General features: G+C 67.4%; 23 protein-coding genes. 13 read left to right on the forward strand and 10 right to left on the reverse strand.

The features are described from left to right. The first annotated feature begins 137 nt into the window (after nucleotides 1-137). The 6 genes from PV772_RS12850 (at nucleotide 138) to PV772_RS12875 (ending at nucleotide 5,609) form a co-directional block, all read left to right on the forward strand. Nucleotides 138-2,258, forward strand: coding sequence for a prolyl oligopeptidase family serine peptidase (locus PV772_RS12850; protein ID WP_347886393.1), 2,121 nt, complete (start codon nucleotides 138-140; stop codon nucleotides 2,256-2,258). A gap of 36 nt (nucleotides 2,259-2,294) precedes the next feature. Continuing rightward, nucleotides 2,295-2,804, forward strand: coding sequence for an amino-acid N-acetyltransferase (locus PV772_RS12855; protein ID WP_141158566.1), 510 nt, complete (start codon nucleotides 2,295-2,297; stop codon nucleotides 2,802-2,804). A 249-nt stretch (nucleotides 2,805-3,053) separates the two neighbouring features. After that, complete coding sequence (gene dhaK, locus PV772_RS12860; RefSeq protein WP_141183013.1) at nucleotides 3,054-4,055, forward strand: dihydroxyacetone kinase subunit DhaK; 1,002 nt, start codon at nucleotides 3,054-3,056, stop codon at nucleotides 4,053-4,055. Between the two features lie 2 nt (nucleotides 4,056-4,057). Next, a complete protein-coding gene (gene dhaL / locus PV772_RS12865) occupies nucleotides 4,058-4,690 on the forward strand; it encodes a dihydroxyacetone kinase subunit DhaL (RefSeq protein WP_141158564.1) in 633 nt (210 codons plus the stop codon). Beyond that, on the forward strand, nucleotides 4,687-5,400 hold the full coding sequence (gene dhaM, locus PV772_RS12870; RefSeq protein WP_141183014.1) for a dihydroxyacetone kinase phosphoryl donor subunit DhaM: 714 nt from the start codon (nucleotides 4,687-4,689) through the stop codon (nucleotides 5,398-5,400). Before dhaL ends, dhaM begins: the two co-directional genes overlap by 4 nt. Nucleotides 5,401-5,435: 35 nt before the next feature. Further along, nucleotides 5,436-5,609 carry a hypothetical protein gene (locus PV772_RS12875; RefSeq protein ID WP_347886394.1) on the forward strand — a complete coding sequence of 58 codons (174 nt, stop codon included), beginning with the start codon at nucleotides 5,436-5,438 and terminating at the stop codon, nucleotides 5,607-5,609. Here PV772_RS12875 and PV772_RS12880 read toward each other — a convergent pair. The 3 genes from PV772_RS12880 to PV772_RS12890 are packed head-to-tail and all read right to left on the reverse strand — an operon-like array spanning nucleotide 5,606 to nucleotide 7,450. Further along, nucleotides 5,606-6,112, reverse strand: a complete 507-nt coding sequence (locus tag PV772_RS12880; RefSeq protein WP_141183015.1) for a hypothetical protein — start codon at nucleotides 6,110-6,112, stop codon at nucleotides 5,606-5,608. The two genes, PV772_RS12875 and PV772_RS12880, sit on opposite strands and share 4 nt — an antisense overlap. A gap of 29 nt (nucleotides 6,113-6,141) precedes the next feature. After that, nucleotides 6,142-6,573 (reverse strand): DUF3592 domain-containing protein, encoded by a 432-nt coding sequence (locus PV772_RS12885; RefSeq protein ID WP_347886395.1) that lies wholly within the window; start codon nucleotides 6,571-6,573, stop codon nucleotides 6,142-6,144. Between the two features lie 58 nt (nucleotides 6,574-6,631). Then, entirely contained in the window at nucleotides 6,632-7,450 is an 819-nt protein-coding gene (locus PV772_RS12890) for an A/G-specific adenine glycosylase (RefSeq protein WP_347886396.1), read from the reverse strand. A gap of 274 nt (nucleotides 7,451-7,724) precedes the next feature. Here PV772_RS12890 and PV772_RS12895 point away from each other — a divergent pair, with 274 nt between their 5' ends. After that, complete coding sequence (locus PV772_RS12895; RefSeq protein WP_141158559.1) at nucleotides 7,725-8,417, forward strand: hypothetical protein; 693 nt, start codon at nucleotides 7,725-7,727, stop codon at nucleotides 8,415-8,417. Nucleotides 8,418-8,513: 96 nt separating this feature from the next. Here PV772_RS12895 and disA read toward each other — a convergent pair whose 3' ends face one another. From disA to PV772_RS12910, 3 genes are all read right to left on the reverse strand, one after another. After that, nucleotides 8,514-9,590 (reverse strand): DNA integrity scanning diadenylate cyclase DisA, encoded by a 1,077-nt coding sequence (disA, locus tag PV772_RS12900; RefSeq protein WP_141183018.1) that lies wholly within the window; start codon nucleotides 9,588-9,590, stop codon nucleotides 8,514-8,516. A 246-nt stretch (nucleotides 9,591-9,836) separates the two neighbouring features. Next, nucleotides 9,837-10,337: a 2'-5' RNA ligase family protein gene (locus PV772_RS12905; protein WP_347886397.1), complete on the reverse strand. Its 501-nt coding sequence runs from the start codon at nucleotides 10,335-10,337 to the stop codon at nucleotides 9,837-9,839. Nucleotides 10,338-10,376: 39 nt separating this feature from the next. Beyond that, on the reverse strand, nucleotides 10,377-10,607 hold the full coding sequence (locus PV772_RS12910; protein WP_347886398.1) for a hypothetical protein: 231 nt from the start codon (nucleotides 10,605-10,607) through the stop codon (nucleotides 10,377-10,379). Between the two features lie 194 nt (nucleotides 10,608-10,801). Here PV772_RS12910 and PV772_RS12915 point away from each other — a divergent pair, with 194 nt between their 5' ends. Both PV772_RS12915 and PV772_RS12920 read left to right on the forward strand, forming a co-directional pair. Continuing rightward, on the forward strand, nucleotides 10,802-12,415 hold the full coding sequence (locus PV772_RS12915; protein WP_347886399.1) for a peptide chain release factor 3: 1,614 nt from the start codon (nucleotides 10,802-10,804) through the stop codon (nucleotides 12,413-12,415). A 7-nt stretch (nucleotides 12,416-12,422) separates the two neighbouring features. Next, a complete protein-coding gene (locus tag PV772_RS12920) occupies nucleotides 12,423-13,652 on the forward strand; it encodes a beta-ketoacyl-[acyl-carrier-protein] synthase family protein (RefSeq protein WP_347886400.1) in 1,230 nt (409 codons plus the stop codon). Between the two features lie 103 nt (nucleotides 13,653-13,755). On the opposite strand, the gene PV772_RS12925 is transcribed toward PV772_RS12920, so the two are convergent. Further along, complete coding sequence (locus PV772_RS12925) at nucleotides 13,756-14,244, reverse strand: NUDIX domain-containing protein (RefSeq protein WP_307358762.1); 489 nt, start codon at nucleotides 14,242-14,244, stop codon at nucleotides 13,756-13,758. A gap of 120 nt (nucleotides 14,245-14,364) precedes the next feature. On the opposite strand from PV772_RS12925, the gene PV772_RS12930 reads away from it, so the two are divergent. Next, nucleotides 14,365-14,604, forward strand: coding sequence for a hypothetical protein (locus PV772_RS12930; RefSeq protein ID WP_141158552.1), 240 nt, complete (start codon nucleotides 14,365-14,367; stop codon nucleotides 14,602-14,604). A gap of 55 nt (nucleotides 14,605-14,659) precedes the next feature. On the opposite strand, the gene PV772_RS12935 is transcribed toward PV772_RS12930, so the two are convergent. From PV772_RS12935 to PV772_RS12945, 3 genes are all read right to left on the reverse strand, one after another. Further along, nucleotides 14,660-16,339, reverse strand: coding sequence for a HAMP domain-containing sensor histidine kinase (locus tag PV772_RS12935; RefSeq protein ID WP_347886401.1), 1,680 nt, complete (start codon nucleotides 16,337-16,339; stop codon nucleotides 14,660-14,662). A gap of 119 nt (nucleotides 16,340-16,458) precedes the next feature. Then, complete coding sequence (gene radA, locus PV772_RS12940; protein ID WP_347886402.1) at nucleotides 16,459-17,832, reverse strand: DNA repair protein RadA; 1,374 nt, start codon at nucleotides 17,830-17,832, stop codon at nucleotides 16,459-16,461. 29 nt (nucleotides 17,833-17,861) lie between these two features. Continuing rightward, on the reverse strand, nucleotides 17,862-18,989 hold the full coding sequence (locus PV772_RS12945; RefSeq protein ID WP_141158549.1) for an FUSC family protein: 1,128 nt from the start codon (nucleotides 18,987-18,989) through the stop codon (nucleotides 17,862-17,864). A 251-nt stretch (nucleotides 18,990-19,240) separates the two neighbouring features. Between PV772_RS12945 and pstS the strand changes: the two genes are divergently transcribed. From pstS to pstA, 3 genes are all read left to right on the forward strand, one after another. Next, nucleotides 19,241-20,362, forward strand: a complete 1,122-nt coding sequence (pstS, locus tag PV772_RS12950; protein ID WP_347886403.1) for a phosphate ABC transporter substrate-binding protein PstS — start codon at nucleotides 19,241-19,243, stop codon at nucleotides 20,360-20,362. A gap of 103 nt (nucleotides 20,363-20,465) precedes the next feature. Beyond that, a complete protein-coding gene (pstC, locus tag PV772_RS12955; protein ID WP_141158547.1) occupies nucleotides 20,466-21,398 on the forward strand; it encodes a phosphate ABC transporter permease subunit PstC in 933 nt (310 codons plus the stop codon). Next, a complete protein-coding gene (pstA, locus tag PV772_RS12960; protein ID WP_141158546.1) occupies nucleotides 21,399-22,511 on the forward strand; it encodes a phosphate ABC transporter permease PstA in 1,113 nt (370 codons plus the stop codon). Nucleotides 22,512-22,515 lie beyond the last annotated feature (4 nt).

The following is a 22,515-nucleotide window of genomic DNA, read 5'->3' on the forward strand; positions in this document are numbered from 1 at the left end:
ACTTCTTCGAGAACCGCAGCTAAGCCCTTAGAGTTGACCTCGTACATTTACGAGTCCAACTTTCGGGGACCAGTTCACAAGGAGCGGCGGGGCTTTCGCATTGTGATCGGCGGCACAAACCATGTTGAATCGAAGGCATGGCTAATCAGAATCCGGCGATCCCGGACGAGCAACCACTGACCCCCTTCCACGACCTCGACCACTACCTGTCCATCCCACGGGTAAGCGGCCTTGCCCTGAGTCCCGACGGCTCCCGGCTGGTGACCACCGTCAGTACCCTGAACGGCAAGGGCACCGAATATGCCAGTGCGCTGTGGGAGCTGGACCCTGCGGGGCAAAAGCATGCCCGGCGCATCACCCGCAGTGCCAAGGGCGAGGCCGGCGCGGCGTTCGCCGCGAACGGCGATGTCTACTTCACGTCCGCGCGGCCCGATCCGGACAGCCCCGATGAAGAGCCAGTCAACGCCCTCTGGCTCCTTCCGGCAGACGGCGGGGAAGCAAGGGTGGTCCTCAGCCGGCCCGGCGGCGTCGGCAAGGTGATGACCGCCAGGAACGCTGATGCGGCATTCGTGGCCGCCGAGGTCCTGGCAGGTTCCGCGGATGAGGAGGACGACGCTGAACGGCGCAAATCCCGCAAGGACCGGAAAGTTTCGGCCATCCTGCACAGCGAGTACCCGGTGCGATACTGGGACGCCGACCTGGGTCCCGGCCAGCCGCGGATCTTCGCCGTGGAAACCGGCGAAGAGAAGGAGCAAGGGAAGCCCAAAACCGTTGACTCCACTGCGCCCCTGGTCCTGCGCAACCTTACGCCCGCTGCCGGCCCGCGGCTGAGGGAAGCTGAGACAGTGGTCAGCCCGGACGGAAAGACCGTCTACAGCAGCTACACCAGACCCCTCGCCAGGGCGGACAGCCGATCCGTCCTGGTGGCGGTGGATGTGGCATCGGGCAGCCTCAAGGTTCTCCTGGACCAGGAGGGCATGAGCTATTTCCCGGGTCCGGTCAGCCCGGACGGCAAGACCCTGGTGGTGCTCAGCGAAAGCGACTCCACCCCGCAACAGGCTCCAGAGATCAGGATGCACCTCCTGGACGTCTCCGGCGGACCGGGGGAGCCCGGCGGCCTCCAGCCCCTTGCCCACGATTGGGACCGCTGGCCCAAGCCGGCAGCATGGCTTCCAGACGGGTCCGCCCTCCTGGTCACAGCCGACGACGACGGCGCGTCGCCGGTTTTCCGGGTCAGCGTTCCGGCGGCTGCGGCTGAGGTGGGCATCGCCCGGGTGACGCAGGACGCTGCGGCATACTCCGACGTCGTCATCTCCCCGGATGGCCGTTATGCCTACGCCCTGCGCAGCTCGTACGAATTCCCGCCCGAAGCCGTGCGGATCGACGTGGCCACCGGGGAAACCACCTGCCTGCCTGCACCGGCCGAACGGCCGTCCCGCCCGGGCCGGCTGGAGCGGATTGCCGCCACGGCTCCGGACGGCTCCCGGGTTCCGGCCTACCTGGCCCTGCCTGAGGGCGCATCAGCGGAGGCGCCCGCGCCGATGCTGCTCTGGATCCACGGCGGCCCGCTGGGATCCTGGAACGCCTGGACCTGGCGGTGGAACCCGTGGCTCCTGGCGGCAAAGGGCTACGCGGTGCTGCTGCCGGACCCGGCACTGTCCACGGGCTACGGCCAGGCCTTCATCCAGCGCGGCTGGGGAGCCTGGGGCAAGGCGCCGTTCACGGACCTCATGGCCGTCACGGACGCCGCAGTGGAACGGCCGGACATCGATGAAGCCCGGACCGCTGCGATGGGAGGCTCCTTCGGCGGGTACATGGCCAACTGGGTGGCGGGGAACACGGACCGGTTCAAGGCCGTGGTCACCCACGCCAGCCTGTGGGCGCTGGACCAGTTTGGACCCACAACGGATGCCTCGCAGTATTGGCTGAAGGAAATGACCGAAGAGATGGCGCTGGAGAATTCACCGCACCTGCACGCGGAGAAGATCAGTTCGCCCATGCTGGTGATCCACGGCGACAAGGACTACCGCGTGCCCATCGGGGAAGGCCTGCGGCTCTGGTACGAGCTCCTGTCCAAGTCCCGGCTGGCAGCGGACCAGGACGGGCAGACCCCGCACCGGTTCCTCTACTTTCCGGACGAAAACCACTGGGTCCTCCAGCCCCAGCACGCCAAGGTCTGGTACCAGGTGGTGGAGTGGTTCCTGGCAAAGAACGTCCTGGGACAGGAGCTTGAGCTGCCCGCGGAACTGGGGCTGTAGGCTCCCGGCCGCTCCTGCGCCTCGTAGGATTGCCTAGTGACCGACTCCTTCCACATCCGCCCAGCACGCACCAGCGACGTCCACGCCATCAAGAAGCTTGTGGCTCCCCTGGCCGAGGAGCGCATCCTTATGGCGAAGGAGACGGTGGCGTACTACGAGAGCCTGCAGGAGTTCCGCATCGCTGAGTCCAGCGACGGCGAAATGATCGGCTGCGGGGCCCTGCACGTCATGTGGGAGGACCTCGCCGAAATCCGAACCCTTGCCGCGTCCGGGCAATGGCGCGGCAAGGGAGTGGGGCACGTCCTGGTGGAAAGCCTGCTGGAGGAGGCCCGGGCCCTCGGGGTGTCCCGGGTCTTCTGCCTGACCTTCGAGGTGGACTTCTTCAAGCGCCACGGCTTCGAGGTGATGGCGGACCAGTCCGCCGTGGACCCGGAAGTGTATTCGGAGCTCCTGCGTTCGCATGACGAAGGTGTGGCAGAATTCCTCGACCTGGCGCGCGTCAAGCCCAACACCCTTGGCAACACCCGGATGATCCGCACCCTCTAGGAAGCAGGGCCTTCCACCAGGGCAAACGCCTGTTTGCTTTATTCGAATTGATGGATAAACTTCTGGAGGCCGGTATGTGGGGGGCCTCAGGAAAGGGACAGTCATTGGGGGCTGTCCCTTTGCTGCGTCCCGGACCGGTTGCCCTGGCGGGCGGCCGGAAAACCGGGACCGGAGGAACCTACCGCCAGCCGTGATGCCGGTAGTAGGGTCGGAGACACATCCTTCAGGAGCACAGCCAGGAGCACCGCCATGAAGAAACTCATCAACGATCCAAAATCCGTCGTCCAGGAATCTGTGCAGGGCTTCGGCCTGGCGCACGCCGGACTGGTCACCGTCAGTGAAGACCCCATCTACATCACGCGCAAGGACGCGCCAGTGGACGGCAAGGTGGGGCTGGTTTCAGGCGGCGGCAGCGGGCACGAGCCACTGCATGCCGGTTACGTGGGACGGGGAATGCTCGACGCCGCGGTGCCCGGGGCTGTGTTCACCTCACCTACCCCGGACCAGATCCTTCCCGCCACCCTCGCCGTCAACTCAGGTGCCGGCGTCGTGCATATCGTCAAGAACTACACCGGGGACGTCCTGAATTTCGAGACGGCGGCCGAGCTGGCCGAGGCTGAGGGGGTGAGCGTCCGGACCGTACTGGTCAACGACGACGTCGCGGTGGAGGACTCGCTGTACACCGCCGGCCGCCGAGGGGTGGGCGGCACCGTCCTAGTGGAGAAGATTGCCGGTGCTGCCGCCGAGCGTGGCGACAGCCTGGACGCGGTGGCCGCCATCGGCGAACGGGTCAACGCCAACGTCAGGACCATGGGCGTCGCACTGTCGGCCTGCACGGTGCCGCACGCGGGCACGCCCAGTTTCGACCTCGCCGACGACGAGATCGAAATTGGGATCGGTATCCACGGCGAACCCGGCCGGCACCGGATTCCCATGGAAGACGCCGACAGCATCACCAACCGCCTGCTGGAACCCGTGCTGGCCGACCTCAAGATCAGTTCCGGGGACAAGGTCCTGCTTTTCGTCAACGGCATGGGCGGCACGCCGCTGAGCGAGTTGTACATCGTGTACCGGCGGGCAGTGCAGGTCCTGGCTGACGCGGGCGCCACCGTGGAACGGACACTGGTGGGCAACTACATCACCGCACTGGAGATGCAGGGCTGCTCCATCTCGGTCCTCCGGCTCGACGACGAGCTCACGGAACTCTGGGACGCCCCCGTGCACACCGCCGCCCTGCGCTGGGGCGTGTAGCCGTGGTGCTTGATGCAAACTGGGCCGTGAAGTGGCTGACGCTGTGCGCGCAGGCCATGGCTGAACACCGCGTCGAACTCATCGAGCTGGACCGCGCCATCGGGGACTCTGACCACGGCGAGAACATGGACCGCGGCTTCCAGGCGGTCCTTGCCAAACTGGGCGAATCGACGCCCGAGACGCCGGGGGCCGCGCTGAAGATGACCGCCATGACCCTGATGTCGAAGGTAGGCGGTGCCGCCGGCCCCCTTTACGGGACCGCGTTCCTTCGCGCTGCCACCGCCCTGGGTGATTCCGCAGAAATTGATGCCTCCGCCTGGGCAGGCGCCCTGGCAGCGGCCCGGGACGGGATCGTGGCGCGCGGCAAGGCTGAGTCCGGGGACAAGACCATGGTGGATGCGTGGACGCCGGCGGTTGATGCTGCCCGCGCGGCAGCCGACGGCGGCAGTACGGATGTTCTGGGCGTCCTGGTGGCCGCCGCTGAGGCTGCCGAGGCAGGGGCGGTGGCCACCGACCCCATGGTGGCGCGGAAAGGCCGCGCCAGCTACCTTGGCGAACGCAGCGCTGGCCACCGGGACCCCGGGGCAGCCTCCAGCGCTTTGATCCTGCGCGCGGCCGTTGGGGCAGCTGCGTGACCGTAAGCATCGTGGTGGTGTCCCATAGCGCAAAGATTGCCGACGGCGCCGTGGAGCTGGCCGCCCAAATGGCACCGGACGTGGTGATCCTTCCAGCCGGCGGCACCGATGATGGCAGGATCGGCACCAGCCTGGAGAAGGTCCTCGCCGCCCTGGAAGCAGCCAGTGGGCAGGCGGCAGGGGCTGGTGCGGAGGGCACCGTCGTGCTGACGGACCTGGGATCAGCAGTGATGACCGCGGAATCGGCCCTCGAGTTTTTGGAGAACCCCGCGGGCGTCCTGCTCGCCGACGCACCACTGGTGGAAGGACTGGTGGCCGCGGCCGTCGCCGCGCAGGGTGGAGCAGATGTGCAGGCGGTCCGGAAGGCGGCCGAAGGCGTGGGGATCCCCGCCGGCCAGCCGGCACCGGCCGCCGGCGGAACGGACCACCTTGAATCTCCCACCAGCGCCGCCCCTGACTTCACCGGCGATTTCGAACTGGTCAACCAGGCAGGCATGCATGCCCGGCCCGCCGCGAAAGTGGCAGGCGGCCTGGCCTCCCTTGACGCGGAGGTCACCATCAACGGGGTGGACGGAGCGTCCATGACCGGCCTGATGACGCTCGGGGCAGGCAAGGGTACGGTGCTGCACGTTGAAGCCTGGGGCGCCGACGCGGAAAAGGCCGTGGAGTATGTCGGGGGCCTGGTGGAGGCCGGCTTCGGCGAGCCCTGAGCCGCCAAACGGTTCCTGCGAATAAGCTCGATGCCATGGAACGGCCGCTTGCAGAAAACTCCCAGGAAATCGAAGTGCTGGACGGCCAGGCCTCCGTGGAGGAACTGCTCGCCGAACTCGGCTTCGACTGGAGCGCTGAGCCGGTGGCCGGAGGACCGCTGCCCGGAAACCCTGGGGGCGATACCTTCACCCAGCCGGTGTTTTTCTAGCCCGGCGGCTTTTGGGGTACGGGCTGCTGGTGCAGCCCGCCGCCGTCCAGCGTGAGGGATGCCGACAGGAACTTTCCGCACTGCTCACCGAATGGATACAGCGCCTGCGGACGGAACTCCAGGGTGCGGACGGCCAGCGCCGTGCCGTTGGAAGCCGTGCCGGAAGCGGTCACCACCATGGGTGATTCCGTAAGCGTCTCCAGCATCAGCGTTGCCACCTTGGTTCCGTCCGGAGATGCGGTGGCCGAACAGGCACCCTCTTCGGTGCACCCCTGACCCACGGAGGAGCTGCCGGCGCGCAGTTCGGCGTCGGACTCCTTGCAGGTGCCGTCCTGGCAGGCCCGCAGGTGCAACGTGCGCACCTGGGAGGAGTAGCCGGCGGTGACTGTCACGGTCACGGCGGTGGCCTGCGCAATCGCCGGGCAGGCGCTGCCGGCCGGCCCGCAGGCGGAAAGGAGCGCCGCAGCCATCCCCAATGCCACCAGCAGTCCCGGCTTGTGCATGCCTTCAGGCTACCGCGCCGGCGGGACACTCAGCCCATCGGGAAAATGCCGATAAACCAGAACGACGCCACCGCGAAGACGGCGAAAAACGCGATCAGGCACCCCGTGGCGGTACGTGGCTCCGATGACACTTGGAGTGACTCATTGGGATCCGCCGGGTTGTAGGCCACCTCGATCAGAGAGCCCGGCACAGGCGGCTGCACCCCGGAAATCTCCGACTTGCCCATGAAGAGGGTGCCGCGCGGGTCCGTGAACTGGTACGTGGGGAAGTGGCGGAGGTTCCTGCTGGAGCCGCCAATGCCGCTGGTCCAGCCGGTGGCGCTGCCGGTGACCGTTGCCTGCGCCTTCGGCCAGGACGCCATTTGCTGTTGCTGGCGCCTGGTCCTGCGGGCCGCGTAGAGCAGCGAAAATACCACGCCGGCAACGAACAGCGCCCACACGATGTACAGAATGGTCTTCACGTTTCCCCCGGTTCCGGTCACCAAGAAGTATGCCATCCCGGGCGGGCGCCCCGGCGGGTCAGGCTGGAAGCTGGTAACCGCCGTCGTGCATCTCCGCCAGCCCGTCCGCCAGCAGCCCCGCCAGCGCCCGTTCCAGCTGTTCAGGCGCGGAGTTGAGCCGGTGCAGCGCGGCCAGCGGCACGCCGATCCCTTCGGGGGCGAAGCCAAGGTCGGCGGGTTCACGCTGGAACATGTCCGGCGGCACCGGCGATTCCGCCAGCCGGAGCACGGCCAGCACGGCGCCGCGGACCTGGCGGTCGGTGCCGTGCCATGCCTGCCCCTTGGGAACGTACGACGGCGGGGGCTCACCCGCCGCCAGCCAGGCGCAGGAGTCCTTGACCGGGCAGGCGGCGCACTTCGGCGCCCGGGCGGTGCACACCAAGGCCCCAAGTTCCATCACCGCGGCGTTCCAGCGCACGGAGGTATCGTCGTCGTCCGGCAGCAGGGCAGCGGCCAGGCGCATCTCCGCCGCCGTCAGTGCAGGGGCGGGCAGTGCGACGCCGGACACCAGCCGGGCGTGCACCCTGCGGATGTTGGTGTCCACCACCGTTTCCCGGCGGCCGTACGCGAACGCTGCCACCGCGGCGGCCGTGTAGCTGCCCACCCCGGGAAGGGCCAGCAGCTCGGCGTGGGCGTCCGGGACCCTGCCGCCGTGGTCCTGCACGATCGCGGCCGCTGCGGCGTGCAGCCGCAGCGCCCGGCGGGGGTAGCCCAGCCGGCCCCAGGAACGGACGGCTTCCCCTGCCGGTTCGCCCGCCAGCCCGGCGGGGGTGGGCCAACGCTTGAGCCACTCCTGCCACACGGGGAGGACCCGGACCACCGGTGTTTGCTGCAGCATGATCTCGCTGACCAGGACGCCCCACGGGGAGCAACCGGGTTCACGCCAGGGCAAATCGCGGGCAATGCCGGCGAACCACCCGTTGATCCGTTGGTGGAGCTGGTCCAGTTCTGCATTGTCCGCCCGGGCAGGCGTGATGGGGGAGGTTTGAGTGTCGATGCCAACACTGTAGTGGATGGGTTCGCGCGGGCGGCAAACCGGTTGTGACGAGAGCGATGCGGCTGCGGCGGCGTGGTGGCAGTGCAGATCCGGTGGGTTTCCCTAGCCTAGGAGGATGGGCAGGCAAGGCAATTCATCAGCGCGCGGCACTGCAGCGGGTTCCAGCAGCGTCCGGAAACCGAGTGCCGCCGTGTACCGGCGGCGGCGCCTGGCGGCCGGCGGCGCGCTCCTGCTTGCAATCGTGCTGGTGGTCAGCGGTTTCGCGCTCGCCGGTGCCTTCCGCGGCGGTTCGCAGCAGGCCTCATCCACCCAGCCCTCCTCCACCGATTCCGCCTCTGCGGCTTCGGCAGGCGCCCCCTCAGCTTCGGCCCCGGCAACTCCATCCGCCTCACCGACGCCCACTGTGGCGCCGACCCCCACCTGCAACCAGAACCTGGTGACCGTCACGGCCGCCACCGACAAGCCCTCCTACGGCCCGGGCGAAAACCCGCTGCTCACCCTGAAAGTGACCAACGGCGGCACCGTCCCCTGCGAGGTCAACATCGGAACCTCACAGATGGAGTTCCTGGTCACCAGCGGCGCTGACCGGATCTTCTCTTCGAAGGACTGCCAGGCTTCGAGCGAGGACCTGGTGAAGGTGATTGCGCCGGGCGCCAGCGAAACCGCCAACTTTCCGTGGGGCAGGAACCGCAGCGCCGATGGCTGCAAAGCCGTGGCCGCCGCCCCCGGTGGCGGCGGGGCGTACTACATCTTCACCGCGAAACTCGGTTCGCGGGCCAGCCCCAAGGCCGTCTTCCAGCTGAATTGAGCTGCCCTTTCATCGATTGCTGCGTAACTGTCGCTTTCAGGCTTCATAACGACAACGACGGAGCACTCGATGGGCGTCATCCCACGGATGGGGATTTCAGAGGAAGCGGTCCAGGAGGCTGGCCTCTGCCATCCGGCTCAGGCCTTCGCGCACAGTGCGGGCGCGCTGGTCACCGATCCCGTCAACGGTCATGAGGTCGTCAATGGTGGCAGCCATCAGGAACTGCAGGCCGCCGAAATGGTCCACCAGGCGGTCGGCTACGGCCTTGGGAACTGCCTTCAGGCCGGACAGCAGCCGGTACCCGCGGGGCTGGACCACTGCATCGAGGTTGGCTTCCCCGCCCGCGAAACCAACAATGGCCGCGATCTTGCCCAGGTCGATCAGTTCCGTGGGGCCAAGGTTGACCAGTTCGTGGACGGCTTTGTCGATGTCATCCGCGGAGGCATTAGGGCTGGCATAGTCGCGGATAATAACGTCGCTGCCGGGCCCCCTTCCCACGGTGAGTTCGTCGAGCTGGAGGGAGAGCAGCCGGCCGTCCTCGCCCAGTTCCAGCACATACTGTGAAATTTCCTCGGAGATGCGGCGGACCATTTCCTGCCGCTGAAGGGTGACTGCAACGTCCCGTACCGTCACCATTGCTTCGATTTCCAGCGCGGACAGCGAACTGGTGACCTGGTCCAGCCGGGCACGGTACCGCTCCAGGGTGGCGAGAGCCTGGTTGGCGCGTGCCAGGACGTTTTCGGAACCCTCCAGGACATGCCGCAAACCGTTAACGTACAGGGCGATGATCTGCATGGACTGGCTGACGGAGATAACAGGCACTCCGGTCTGCTTAGCCACCCGTTCCGCCGTGCGGTGGCGGGTGCCTGACTCCTGTGTTTCGATGCTTGAGTCCGGGACCAGTTGGACGGCTGCGCGCAGGATATTGCCGGCGTCCTTGTCGCAGATGATGGCACCGTCCATCTTGGCCAGCTCCCGCAGGCGGGTGGGCGAAAACTCGATGCCGATATCGAAGCCGCCGGAGCAGATGGAATCGATGGTGCGGTCAGAGCCCAGGACGATCAGTGCGCCCGTGCGCCCCCGGAGGATCCGTTCCAGGCCGTCGCGGAGGGGAGTTCCGGGTGCAACCCGGCCCAGCGTGGCCCTCAGCGATTCTTCGGGGCTCCGCGCCATAGGTGTTTCCCTTCGAAGGTGCGGACCGCCGCCCGCAGGAATGCCGGCATCTGCAGTTGTCCGGCAGGACCAAAAAGTGCTCTGGTTCCCGCAAGCTCAATGATAGGGGTAAGAAGCCCAAGTTCCGCACGGGCAAGCCCCAAAGTGCCTCATTAGGGGGTGGGCCGGACAGCGGGGAAAGTGCAGTCCGGGCCACGCACCCGATGGGTACTTTTCGTGCTCCCGGCCCGCGGCCGGGATCTCCGCTCAGGCCGCCCCGGCCAGCGGCGTCACCGTTTTAGTGCTGCTGTCCCACAGCCGCGCCGCCGCGCATCGGCCGACGATGCGCAGGTCCAGCAGGTCCAGGGCCGTTCCCAGCTGGTGACCGGGGATGCGGCGGGAGATGGTGGCGTGCGGAGTCCAGGCGCCCGGCAGCGTCAGCGGCTGCGCACCGGAAAGGCCCTGGTGCAGGCGCCGGTGCAGGTCCAGCAGGGGAGCGGTTGGCAGGACCGCGCGGGCCAGCACATATTTGCCCGGGCCGGCCGGAAAAACGATGGCTCCGGAAAACGTCATGTCCAGGGGCAATGCTGCCCAAGGTCCTTCCTGCCCGGCCTGCAGGTCCATGCCTGCGGCGAGCGTGACGTGCGGGCTGTTGCTGGGGGAGGTGTGCGCGGCCAGGCTTGGGAGGCCGGCGGCCCCGAGCCTCTCCCAGTCGGCGCGGAGGAGGGCGGCGGTGTTGTCATCAAAGACCAGTTCGATGCTGCGCATAAGCACATCATGCCGGTCGGCGGGGTGGCCGGGGAAACGTCAGCGCTTGCGGTCCCGGAGCATCCGCTCCAAATCCCGGCTGACCTTCGAAAGGGACGCCGCCCGGAGCGCTTTGTGCTCGGCCGCGGTCTGGACGCCGCGTTTTCGCTGCGCGGCTGACGGAAGGGCAGCAGCCGGCCCCTGCGTGGCCGCACCAGCCGGGCCGGCGGCCAGGTTGGTGGCGAGCGGATCGAAGAAGAGGTTGCCCGGGAAAATGGCGCCGTGGATCATGCGCCAAAGCTAACGGCCCGGCATTTCGAGGCTTTGAACGTCCGGTTTCGCCCGCGTTAAGCGCAGCCGGGACCGGTTTGCGGCCCTGCGATAAACTTGTACTTTGGCCCTCTGCCAATGACATTCCCGCCCGTGAGCCGCAGTGCAGAACCCGAAAGGCCCTGGGCAGCCACAACCGCAGCGAAAGTAGCACCGTGTCCCAAGATGTCCTGACCCCCGCCCGGATCTCCGAGATTCACAAGGAGGCGGGCCGCCGCAGGACCTTCGCCGTCATTTCCCACCCTGACGCCGGCAAGTCCACGCTCACGGAGGCCCTCGCCCTGCATGCCAAGGTGATCGGTACCGCGGGAGCCTCCAGCGGCAAGGCCAACCGCAAGGAAACGGTCTCGGACTGGATGCAGATGGAGAAGGACCGCGGTATCTCCATCAGCTCCGCCGCGCTGCAGTTCTCCTACCGGGACACTGTCATCAACCTGCTGGACACCCCCGGCCACGCAGACTTCTCGGAAGACACCTACCGCGTGCTCGCCGCCGTCGACTGCGCCGTCATGCTGGTGGACGCCGCCAAGGGCCTGGAAACCCAGACCATGAAGCTCTTTGAGGTCTGCAAGCAGCGGAACCTGCCCATCATCACCGTCATCAACAAGTGGGACCGTCCCGGCCTGGACGCGCTGGCCCTGATGGACGAGATCACCGAACGCACCGGCCTGCAGCCGATGCCGCTGACCTGGGCCGTAGGGATCTCCGGCGACTTCCGCGGCGTCTGGGACCTCCGGAACGACCGCTTCGCCCGGTTCCAGCGCAACAACGCCGGAGCCCAGATTGCCATCACCGAGTACTTCACCCCCGAGGAAGCAGCCGAGGACCAGGGCAGCAACTGGTCCGAGGCCGTCGACGAAGCGGGTCTGGTGATCGAGTCAAACCTGGACTTCGACGTCGAGGCCTTCCACGGCGGAAAGGCCACCCCCATCCTGTTCAGCTCCGCAGCGCTGAACTTCGGCGTGAAGGAACTGCTGGACGCGCTGGTTGACTTCGCCCCGCCGGCCGCGCCCCGCCCGGACATCGACGGCAAGCCGCGACCGGTCGAATCGCCGTTCTCCGGCTTTGTGTTCAAGGTCCAGGCGGGCATGAACAAGGCGCACCGCGACCACGTGGCCTTCATCCGCGTCTGCTCCGGCGTTTTCGAGCGCGGCATGGTGGTCACCCAGACCCGCACCGGCAAGTCCTTCGCCACCAAGTACGCCCAGCAGGTGTTCGGCCGCGAACGCGAGGTCATCGACGAGGCCTACCCCGGCGACGTGGTGGGCCTGGTCAACGCTTCCTCGCTGCGGGTGGGAGACAGCCTGTTCCTCGAGGAGGCGGTGGAATACCCGGCCATCCCGCTGTTCGCCCCTGAGCACTTCCAGGTGGCCCGGTCCAAGGACCCCAGCAAGTTCAAGCAGTTCCGCCGCGGCATCGAGCAGCTGGAACACGAAGGCGTCATCCAGCTGCTCCGCTCCGACCTCCGCGGAGACCAGGCGCCGGTGCTTGCCGCCGTCGGGCCCATGCAGTTCGAAGTGGTGGAGGACCGCATGGCGCACGACTTCAGCGCCCCCATGCGGCTGGAGCGCCTGCCCTACTCGCTGGCCAGGATTTCGACGGCGGATGCCATGCCCGCGCTGGCAAACGTTCCGGGCGCCGAGGTGCTCCTGCGGTCCGACGGCGAATACCTCGCCTTGTTCAACGACGTCTGGGCGCTGCGCCGGATCGAGAAGAACCACCCTGACCTGACGCTGCTGCCCATCGGCACGCACAACCCGGCGAAGTAAGGCACTTGTGGAAACTCCTGCACCCCGCGCCGTAGTAACCGGCACCGGAACCATCAACCCCCTTGGTTCCACGGTCAAGGAAACCTGGGAAGCCCTGCTGGACGGCCGCTCCGGAATCATGGTGCTGGACCAGGACTGGGCGGAACAGCTGCCGGTCCAAATGGCCGGCCAAGTCACCGCTGACCTTTCGGAGCACCTCAGCACCCGCGAAATGAAGCGGATGGACCGCTGCGGCCAGCTCGCCCTGGTTGCGGCCCGGGAGGCCTGGACGCAGGCCGGCAGCCCCGACGTGGACCCTGAACGGTTCGCGGTGGTGATCGGGTCCGCTTACGGCGGACTGGGTTCCACCATCGAGCAGGACCGGGCACTGAACCAGTCAGGTCCGCGCAAGGTGTCGCCCCATACCCTGACCCGGCTGATGGTGAACGGGCCGGCCGCGTGGGTGTCCATCGACCTCGGTGCCCGCGGGGGCGCCCGGACGCCTGTCAGCGCCTGCGCCTCCGGGGCTGAGGCGATTGTGCAGGCGGCAGAGCTGATCCGCTCCGGTGCTGCCGACGTCGTGATTGCCGGCGGTGTGGATGCTTCCGTCAATGACCTGGTGATCAGCGGCTTCGCCCAGATCCGTGCCCTGTCCACCCGTTCGGATGACCCGCAGCGGGCCTCGCGTCCCTTCGACGGCGGCCGGGACGGCTTTGTGCTCGCCGAGGGCGCCGGAGTGGTGGTGCTGGAGAGCGAGGAGCACGCCCGTGCCCGCGGTGCCGCCGTCCTTGGGGCCGTGGCCGGCGGAGCGGTGACTTCCGATGCCAACGACATTGTGGCCGCCGATCCCGCGATGCAGCGGCGGGTCATGCAGAAGGCACTGGATGCGGCAGGCATGCAGCCGGCTGACATCGGCTTCGTGCATGCACACGCCACGTCCACCCCGGTGGGCGACCGGCTGGAAGGCCAGGCGATCAATGCAGTCTTCGGCGCCTCCGTGCCGGTCACGTCCACGAAGGGGCACACCGGACACCTGCTGGGCGGCGCCGGTGCGCTGGCCGCCGTCGTGGTCCTCGAAGCCCTGCGCACCGGACACCTGCCCGGGACGCTGAATGTGGAGTCGCTGGACCCGGAAGTGGACCTCAACGTCGTGACCGAAAACTCCCTGGCCCTGGCTGCCGGATCCCCGCGTGCCGGCCTGGTCAACGCGTTCGGCTTCGGTGGACACAGCGTTGCCCTGGTGATCGCCGGCGCCTAGGCAGACGCTGAAAACGCCGGAATGGTGCGGGGACGCCGGAACCCTCCGGCGTTCCCGCACTGTACCGGCGATCCGGAGGGAGCGGGCCATCCACGCAGGTCTTCTAGCTGGCTGCCAGGCCCTCAACCAGTGCATCCAGGATGGGCAGCTGGCCCTTCACGAGTTTGGTCCGGGCCTCCTGCTCCGGGAACCAGCGGGCGTCGTCAATTTCGGGATAGTGCTGGATTTTGCCGGACCCCTTGGGCCATTCCAACGGGAACGTGTTGCTGGAGACCACCTCAGGGGCGAACCCGGCTTCGGCGGCATAGGCGGTGATGAGCTTTCCCGAGGACTGCCGGAACTCGCCCAGCAGCCGGTATTCGGCCTCCGGGGCCGCGGTCCCCATCTCTTCTGCAAACTCCCGCAGCGCCGCGGCCAGCGGATCCTCGCCGTCGGCATACTCACCTTTTGGAATGGACCAGGCGTGGGCGTCCTTGCGCGCCCAGAAGGGACCGCCCATGTGGGCGATCCACACCTGCAAGCCATCCCGGGCCTCCGCGGGAGTGGCGGAGTCCTGTTGGTACAGCAGGATGCCTGCGCTTCGAATGGGCATTGGGTCTCCGGATCGTCAGAAAAGTGCAGTTGCCGTCCGCCGTTAACGTGGAGTTCACGGCGCTGCTCTAGGTTATTCCTTCAGGCACATTGCCAGTCACTCCGCTCGAAAGGAGCACTCGTGGCCAACATTGCTGAGGTTTTGGGACGGCTTACGCCGGAAGAAGTGGACGAGCTCCGCAGCCTTGGTCCGCAGGGCCACCTGCCGCGGCATCTGGTGGATGCCCTGGACCGCGCGGCCGGGGGGACGGGCTCGGGCCGGGGATACTATGTGGCAAACGGCAACGTCAGCGCCACCGGCGGCCCGCTGCTGGTGCTGCGCAGCGACGTTTCCAGTTGGCTGGCAGGCGCCCCGTCCTGAATTGCCTGCCCGCAACCCTTTCCCGGCTTTGGGGGCTGGCAAGGCTCCGGGCTGGCTAGGCGTGCGGCAGGATGAACGTTGCCGTGGTGCCCACGCCGGGCTCGCTGTCCAGGCTGATGGAACCTCCGTGGCCTTCGACGATGGTCTTGCTGACGGGCAGTCCCAGGCCGGCGCCCGGGATGGCCGTTTCGCGTGACCGCGCCGAACGGAAGAACTTGGTGAACGCCTGTTCCTGCTCTTCGGCGGTCATCCCCAGCCCGGTATCGGTGATGGAGCACGCCATGCCCGAGCCGGTGCTGAGGGCGCGGGCCGTGATGGTGCCGCCGTTGGGGGAGTACTTGATGGCATTCGAGAGCAGATTCCGGAACACCTGGCTGATCCGCTCCGGGTCCACCCTGGCTGGGAGCGGCTCCTCCGCGTCAAGCACCAGCTGGAGCCCGTTGCCGGCCGCCTTGGGCTGGGCGGCGTCAACCTCCAGCGCCAGCAGGCGGGCCAGGTCCGTCTCCTCGAGTGAGAGGTCAACGCGCTCGGATGCGACGGCGATGAGGTCATTGACCAGGTTCAGCAGGTGTTCTGCGTTCCGGCGCACCACATTGAGCTCCTCCCTGACGTCCTCGTGGCCGGGTTCGTCCAGGACCAGTTCCAGGTAGCCCAGGATGGAGGTCAGCGGTGTCCGCAGCTCGTGAGAGACAGTGGCAACGAAGTCGTCCTTGGCGGCCAGCGCACTCACCAGGCTGGTGACGTCAACGAAGGTAATGACGGCACCGGCTCCCTGGCCACCCACCGGCGGGAAACCATGCGAGCTCACGGAGTAGGCATGCTGCCGCTCCGGAGGGCCGGCCCAGTACAGCTCGTCCGCAAAGGCGTCCCCGGCTGCGGCCCGCGCTGCGGGTAGAAGGGCCGCCGGTACGGGGGTGCAACGGTCCGCCATCAGCAGGCCCTGCCCGCCGGAAGGATCCACGACGCCGGCCAGGGCAGGGTCCGTGCGCATGGCCTTGTTTGCCAGCACGGTGCGGCCCCGGGCATCCACCACCCACACGCCCACACCCACGGCCTTCAGCACTGCGTCGAGCAGGCCCTGGCGGCGGACGCTTTCGTCCAGGGTGCGCGCCAGGTCCTGCTCATCCTGAACGATCCGCGCGCGATGCCGGCGGAGGGTGGTGGCTACGACGTGGGCGCTGACCGCGACGACGGCCATTACCAACGGGAGGATGAGGACACGGATCATGGATCCGCCCGCCGGTACCGAGCCCTGGACGAATGAGGGGGCCACCGTACTGAGGACGGTTCCCACAATGGCCAGGACGGGCATGTACGGCCGGACCTGCGCAGAGAGCCAAATGACGGGGAAGAGCAGCGTCACGCTCAGGACACTGAAGGCCGGGCCTCCCGCCTCGCGCGTGAACCCGATGGCCAGGCAGTCGAGGAGCGGAATAACGGCGAAGGCGCTTGCCGGGAGCCTGCCCCACGGGATGGCAACGCATGCGGCCGCGATGGCCACATGGAACAGCAGGGCCGCCATGAACAGGTTGCTGGCCAGCGTCGCCGGGCTGAAGGCGGCCGCGGCAAGTACCACCAGTCCGACAGTCGCCGAGACCGGCAACTGGCACACCGCTATGCGCTTGCGCGCACTGAGCCCCCCGAACAGGCTATCCAGACGGTCCGACACCACAGGCTGCATGGGTGCCCTGCGTGCCTGGCCGGCAACGTCTGCGACGCCCTGCTGTTCCTGCATCACCAAGCTTCCCCCAGCACAGAAATCAACGACCTCCGTTTGCCTGAAGGTTCTGCACCTAGAGTACCCGCCAGGAAACCGGGCGGCCGCCAGGCCCTACGACCGCCAGGCTTGGGCTGCTAGCCGATTAACAGGCTGAGCGCCTCCGTTAGGTGCTCCACTTCCCGCACCGAGAAGCCGGCCGGCACAGGCCCAGGCCCCGTGTGGCTGGCAGGAACCACGGCGTGCGTGAACCCCAGCCGGTGGGCCTCCTGGATGCGCTGGTTGATCCCGGGAACGGGCCGGACCTCGCCGGCCAGGCCTACCTCGCCAAAGGCAATCAGGCGGATGGGCAATGGCTTGCGGGCCTTGGCTGAGGCCACGGCAAGGGCGACGGCAAGGTCCGTGGCAGGTTCACTGAGCTTTACCCCGCCCACGGTGGCAACGTAGGAGTCATCCTTGTGCAGCAGGGTGCCCGCACGCTGCTGCAGGACGGCCAGCAGCATGGACACCCGCGAGCTGTCCAGGCCGCTGGTGGCGCGGCGCGGCTGCGAGTTGGGGCTTTCGGCGAGCAGCGACTGCACCTCCGCCAGCAGGGGACGGCGCCCCTCCATGGTGACCGTGATGCAGGTCCCGGAGACAGGTTCCTTGGTGCGGCTGACGAACAGTCCGGACGGATCGGCCAGGCCCTCGATGCCGTTCTCATTGAGGTCGAAGCACCCGACGTCGTCGGTGGGCCCATACCTGTTCTTCACCGCGCGCAGGAGCCGCAGCCGGGAGTGCCGCTCGCCCTCGAACTGGCACACCACGTCCACCAGGTGTTCCAGCAGGCGGGGACCGGCGATGGATCCGTCCTTGGTGACGTGACCGACCAGCAGGGTGGTCATGTTCCGCCGTTTGGCGGCCGCAATGATCGATGCCGCCACCTCGCGGACCTGGGATACGCCGCCGGCGCTGCCGTCGACGTCGGCGCTGCTGAGGGTCTGCACGGAGTCCACGATCAGCAGCCGAGGTTCGATCTTTTCCACCTGCCCCAGGGCCTGCCCCAGGTCCGTTTCCGCCGACAGGTACAGGGATTCTGCGACGGCGTCGATCCGCTCGGCGCGCAGCTTCACCTGGGCAGCCGACTCTTCGCCGGTGACGTAGAGGACATCCTGGGCAGTCCGGGCGAACTTGGCGGCCACGTCCAGCAGCAACGTGGATTTTCCGACGCCGGGTTCGCCAGCGAGCAGGATGACAGCGCCGGGAACCAATCCGCCGCCCAGCACCCGGTCCAGTTCGTCCACGCCGGTGGGAAGGAAAGCCGCCGTGGTGGCGTCCACATCGGCAATCCGGCGCGCAGGCTCCACGACTGTGGTGGCCGCCGTCGTCCGCGCCACGGCGGTGCCCGTTTCCTCAACCGTGCCCCAGGCCTGGCACTCGCTGCAGCGGCCCACCCACTTGGCCGTGGTCCAGCCGCACTCGGCGCATTTGTACGCGGGCGCCTTGGACGCCCGGGATGTCTTTGTTGCCATGCGTCCAACCCTAGTGGCGGCCACCGACACTAGAGCGCGGGCAGGACGTCCCTGGCCTCGGCGGCGTCCATGCCGGTGGCTTCCAGGAGGTCCACCATCAGCGGCCGGAACAGCATGACGACGGTTTCGCCTTCCAGCCGCTGGACCTCCAGCAGTTTGGGATGCAGGCGAAGGGCGATCTCGCTCAGGTCCCGACGGGCAGTGCGCAGGTGGGCGCGGCGCACTCCTTCATGCGTCTCCGCGAGCCCCAGCGACAGCTCGTCGATGGCGGCGGCCGTCTCCTGCAGCACCCCGGCGATGCTGTCCGTCGCCTCATCCGAGAGCGCTGTGTGGTTGATGGCGCTGGTCAGCCGGCGGGCGAACACGCGGCTGTTCCTCAGGGCAAGGTCGATGAAATCCAGGGACTGCTTCAGCCGGTCCAGTTCATCGCGGTGCCGGCGGTAGGCGGGAGCCAGGGTGGCAACCTCGCCGGACGCGCGAAGGGACTGGCGCATGGCATCCACGAGGGGCTGGCAGTTCCTGCCGCGGATCAGGGCGTGCCAGGCCTGCGTGGAGTCACTGTTGACCAGCGCGCCGGCGCATTCCCGCAGTACCTCCGCCAGTTCATGCAGCAGCTTCCGCACATCCCGGCGCGGCTCCTGGCGGGGATCCTTGGGCACAAGGATGGTCACCAGCAGGGCGAACATGCCGCCCACCACAGCATCGATACTGCGGGTGAACGGGCCACCGGACGGTGCCGGGAGCAAGACCACCAGCAGCGACTGCAGCGCCAGTTGGGTGGTGAAGATGTTTCCGCTGTCCAGGAACCGGGCCAGCAGGATGGAGAAGAGGAGCACGACGGCGGCCACCCAGATGTCGCCCCCCAGCCAGTGCAGGAGCAGGTCACCGACGGCGATGCCGATGGTGCAGCCCAGGCCGACTTCCATCACCCGCCGCAGCCGGGGCTCACGGGAAAAACCCAGGGCGATCAGGGACGAGGTGGCGGCGAAGAGCGGCCCGGTGTGGCCAAGGATGTACTCCGCGAAGGCGTAGGCGCCCACGGCGCAGACCGTCATCTGGATGGCAGGGACAAACGAGTTGCGGCTGCGGATCAGCCCGGTCCGGACCCGGCTGCGCAGGAACCGCTTAGTTGTTGAGAGTCCTGCTGGGATGGCCATGGGTCCAATACTATTCAGTGCCGATCCCCTGCCCTGCTCAGGTGCACTACGGCCACGCGTGTGATCTGCGCAATGGTGACCCGGCATTTGTCAGCCAAAATCCCGCCGTCGTTAATCCTCCGTTCACTTTGGACAGCCCATCCCGTTACCTGCGGCCCATAACTTACTTGAAGGTACAAAACGTACGCATCGCGCAGCAGGGTTCTCCGTCCCTGTCCCGCACCTGAATAACCCTGGAAGGGGTACATCTAGTGAAGGCACTCCGCTTCGGCCGCCACGCGGCTATCGCTGTTATCGCAGCCGGCGCACTCGCGCTTACCGCCTGCGGTTCAGACAACGCCACGAACACCGCGCCTGCAGGCTCCCAGTCCGCCGGCGGCCCCAAGGTCACCGGCACGCTGACCGGCATTGGTTCCTCCGCCCAGGGCGCAGCCATGGACGCCTGGAAGACCAACTTCGCCTCCGCCAACTCAGGCGCCACCGTGCAGTACTCCCCGGACGGCTCCGGTGCGGGCCGCAAGGCAATCCTGGACGGTTCGGCCCAGTTCGCAGGCTCGGACGCCTACCTGAAGGATGATGAATACGCCTCGTCCAAGTCCGTCTGCGGACCCGACGGCGCCATCAACGTTCCCGTCTACATCTCCCCGATCGCCGTGGCCTTCAACGTTCCCGGCGTCACCGACCTGAAGCTGGACGCCACCACCGTGGCCAAGATCTTCCGCGGCCAGATCGCCAAGTGGAACGACCCCGCCATCGCTGCCCTGAACGCCGGCGTTACGCTGCCGGACCTGAAGGTCACGCCGGTAAACCGCTCCGACGACTCCGGCACCACGCAGAACTTCACTGACTACCTGTCCGCCGCCGCGTCCGACGTCTGGACCGACAAGGCCGCCGGCATCTGGCCCGCCAGCCTCAAGGGCGAAAACGCCAAGGGCACCTCCGGTGTGGTCAAGACCGTCACCGACACCCCCGGTGCCGTGACCTACGCTGACGATTCCGCCGTCAGCGGCAAGCTGGGCGTTGCCCAGATCAAGGTGGGCGACTCCTTCACCAAGATCTCCGCCGACGCTGCTGCCAAGGCAGTGGACGCCGGCCAGCCCGTCGCCGGCCGCGCCGCCAACGACCTCTCCATCAAGCTGGACCGCAAGACCACCATCGCCGGAGCCTACCCGATCGTCCTGGTGTCCTTCCACGTCCTGTGCACCACCTACGACAAGCAGGAGACCGTTGACCTGATCAAGGCCTTCGAGCACTACGTAGTTTCCTCCGAAGGCCAGAAGGCTGCAGCAGACTCGGCCAAGTCCGCCCCGCTGTCCTCCGACCTCGCAGCAAAGGCCGCCAAGGCCATCGACTCGATCAAGGTCAAGTCCTAGCCAACGCTGTAAAACCGGGTTCCCCGCCTGCCGGATGGCAGTGCGGGGAACTTGGCTTTGCACCCCGCTTCCTTAATCCAGCAACGAATCGAAGGGCCGTCGAATGACCGCCACCTCCCTGACCAGTACCCAGGGCGCCGGGCGCGCCGGGGACAAAGTCTTCTCCGGTGCCACGCTCGCCGCCGGGTGCCTGATCCTCGCCGTCCTCTTCGGCGTCGCACTCTTCCTGGTAGTCCAGGCAATTCCCGCGCTGACCGCGCCCGCAGACAAGATCCAGGGCGGGCAGGGTTTCTTCGCCTACATCTGGCCCATCGTGATCGGCACCCTGATCGCCGCAGCCATCGCGCTGGTGATCGCCACCCCCATCGCCATCGGCGTGGCGCTGTTCATCTCCCACTTCGCACCCCGCCGCCTCGCCTCCGGACTCGGCTACGTGGTGGACCTGCTCGCCGCCATCCCCTCCGTGGTCTACGGCGCCTGGGGCGCTGCCTTCCTTGCCAAGGAGATCTCCCCGGCGTACGGCTGGCTCGCAGCAAACATGGGCTGGCTCCCCATCTTCCAAGGCCCTGCGTCCAGCACCGGCAAGACCATCCTCACCGCGGGCATCGTCCTCGCCGTCATGGTCCTGCCCATCATCACCTCGCTCTCCCGCGAGATCTTCCTGCAGACCCCCAAGCTGCATGAGGAAGCTGCCCTCGCGCTCGGTGCAACCCGCTGGGAGATGATCAGGATGGCCGTGCTGCCCTTCGCCCGTCCGGGCATCATCAGCGCCATCATGCTGGGCCTGGGCCGCGCACTCGGCGAGACCATGGCCGTTGCCCTGGTGCTCTCCTCCGGTGCCCTGACCGCCAGCCTGATCCAGTCCGGAAACCAGACCATCGCCGCCGAGATCGCCCTGAACTTCCCCGAAGCCAGCGGCCTCAAGGTCAGCACCCTGATCGCCGCGGGCCTGGTGCTGTTCGTCATCACCCTTGGCGTGAACATGATCGCGCGCTGGGTCATCACCCGGCACAAAGAATTCTCGGGAGCCAACTAAATGACCTCCACGCTTACCCCGGTCCGCAGCAAGCGGTCTGCCCTCACCAAGGGCCAGCTGCCCAAGTATGCACCCTATGCAGTGCTCGTCGGAGCCCTGATCGTCGGGGCCGCCATCCTCGCCCTGATCGGCTTCAACCCGTTCGGCTGGGGCCTGGTTTCGGCGATTTTGTTCGCCGTTGGCCTGGTTTCCTGGAGCGCCGCCGTGGAAGGCTCCCGCAAGGCCAAGGACAAGCTGGCCACCTGCCTGGTGGTCGGCTCGTTCCTGGTGGCATTGCTGCCCCTCGTCTCGGTGATCTGGACCGTACTGGTCAACGGCATCCCCGGACTTATCGACCCCGGATTCCTCACCACCTCCATGAACGGGGTCACCGGCGCCTTCGACAACAAGGCCGTGGAAAGCGGCGCCCCGGTGATGGGCGGCATCTACCACGCCCTCCTGGGCACGGTGCAGATCACGCTGCTGGCCACCGTCATCTCCGTTCCCGTGGGCCTGCTCACGGCCATCTACCTGGTGGAGTACGGCCACGACGGCCGCCTGGCCAAGGCCATCACGTTCTTCGTGGACGTCATGACCGGCATCCCGTCCATCGTGGCCGGCCTGTTCGCAGCCGCGTTCTTCTTCGCGGTGGTGGGCCCGGGCACCAAGACTGGTGCGGTCGCCGCGGTCGCGCTTTCCGTGCTGATGATCCCCGTGGTGGTCCGCTCCAGCGAGGAAATGCTCAAGATCGTCCCCAACGAGCTCCGCGAGGCCGCCTATGCCCTGGGCGTCCGCAAGTGGCGGACCATCCTCAAGGTGGTTATCCCGACGGCGATCTCGGGCATCGCGTCCGGCGTCACCCTGGCGATCGCCCGGGTTATCGGTGAGACGGCGCCCATCCTGGTCACCGCAGGCTTTGCCACCAGCATCAACTCCAACGTGTTCGGCGGCTGGATGGCCTCGCTTCCCACGTTCATCTACACCCAGATCCTCAACCCCACCTCGCCCTCCAACCCGGACCCGTCCTCACAGCGGGCCTGGGGTGCGGCGCTGGTGCTGATCATCCTGGTGATGGTCCTGAACCTGGTGGCACGCCTGATCGCCCGGATCTTCGCCCCCAAAACGGGCCGGTAGCCAG

Origin of the sequence: Pseudarthrobacter sp. CC12 (assembly GCF_039907755.1) — a bacterium.
Lineage (GTDB): Bacteria > Actinomycetota > Actinomycetes > Actinomycetales > Micrococcaceae > Arthrobacter > Arthrobacter niigatensis.

Bases quoted from the DNA above. Each gene is read 5' to 3' on its own strand.
- PV772_RS12890 (WP_347886396.1), bottom strand. From the start codon at position 7,450: ATGCTGCAGCAAACACCGGTGGTCCGGGTCCTCCCCGTGTGGCAGGAG.
- dhaK (WP_141183013.1), top strand. From the start codon at position 3,054: ATGAAGAAACTCATCAACGATCCAAAATCCGTCGTCCAGGAATCTGTG.
- radA (WP_347886402.1), bottom strand. From the start codon at position 17,832: ATGGCAACAAAGACATCCCGGGCGTCCAAGGCGCCCGCGTACAAATGC.
- PV772_RS12880 (WP_141183015.1), bottom strand. From the start codon at position 6,112: ATGCACAAGCCGGGACTGCTGGTGGCATTGGGGATGGCTGCGGCGCTC.
- PV772_RS12945 (WP_141158549.1), bottom strand. From the start codon at position 18,989: ATGGCCATCCCAGCAGGACTCTCAACAACTAAGCGGTTCCTGCGCAGC.
- pstC (WP_141158547.1), top strand. From the start codon at position 20,466: ATGACCGCCACCTCCCTGACCAGTACCCAGGGCGCCGGGCGCGCCGGG.
- PV772_RS12925 (WP_307358762.1), bottom strand. From the start codon at position 14,244: ATGCCCATTCGAAGCGCAGGCATCCTGCTGTACCAACAGGACTCCGCC.
- PV772_RS12875 (WP_347886394.1), top strand. From the start codon at position 5,436: ATGGAACGGCCGCTTGCAGAAAACTCCCAGGAAATCGAAGTGCTGGAC.
- PV772_RS12905 (WP_347886397.1), bottom strand. From the start codon at position 10,337: ATGCGCAGCATCGAACTGGTCTTTGATGACAACACCGCCGCCCTCCTC.
- PV772_RS12935 (WP_347886401.1), bottom strand. From the start codon at position 16,339: ATGCAGGAACAGCAGGGCGTCGCAGACGTTGCCGGCCAGGCACGCAGG.
- disA (WP_141183018.1), bottom strand. From the start codon at position 9,590: ATGGCGCGGAGCCCCGAAGAATCGCTGAGGGCCACGCTGGGCCGGGTT.
- PV772_RS12850 (WP_347886393.1), top strand. From the start codon at position 138: ATGGCTAATCAGAATCCGGCGATCCCGGACGAGCAACCACTGACCCCC.
- PV772_RS12910 (WP_347886398.1), bottom strand. From the start codon at position 10,607: ATGATCCACGGCGCCATTTTCCCGGGCAACCTCTTCTTCGATCCGCTC.
- PV772_RS12895 (WP_141158559.1), top strand. From the start codon at position 7,725: ATGGGCAGGCAAGGCAATTCATCAGCGCGCGGCACTGCAGCGGGTTCC.
- pstA (WP_141158546.1), top strand. From the start codon at position 21,399: ATGACCTCCACGCTTACCCCGGTCCGCAGCAAGCGGTCTGCCCTCACC.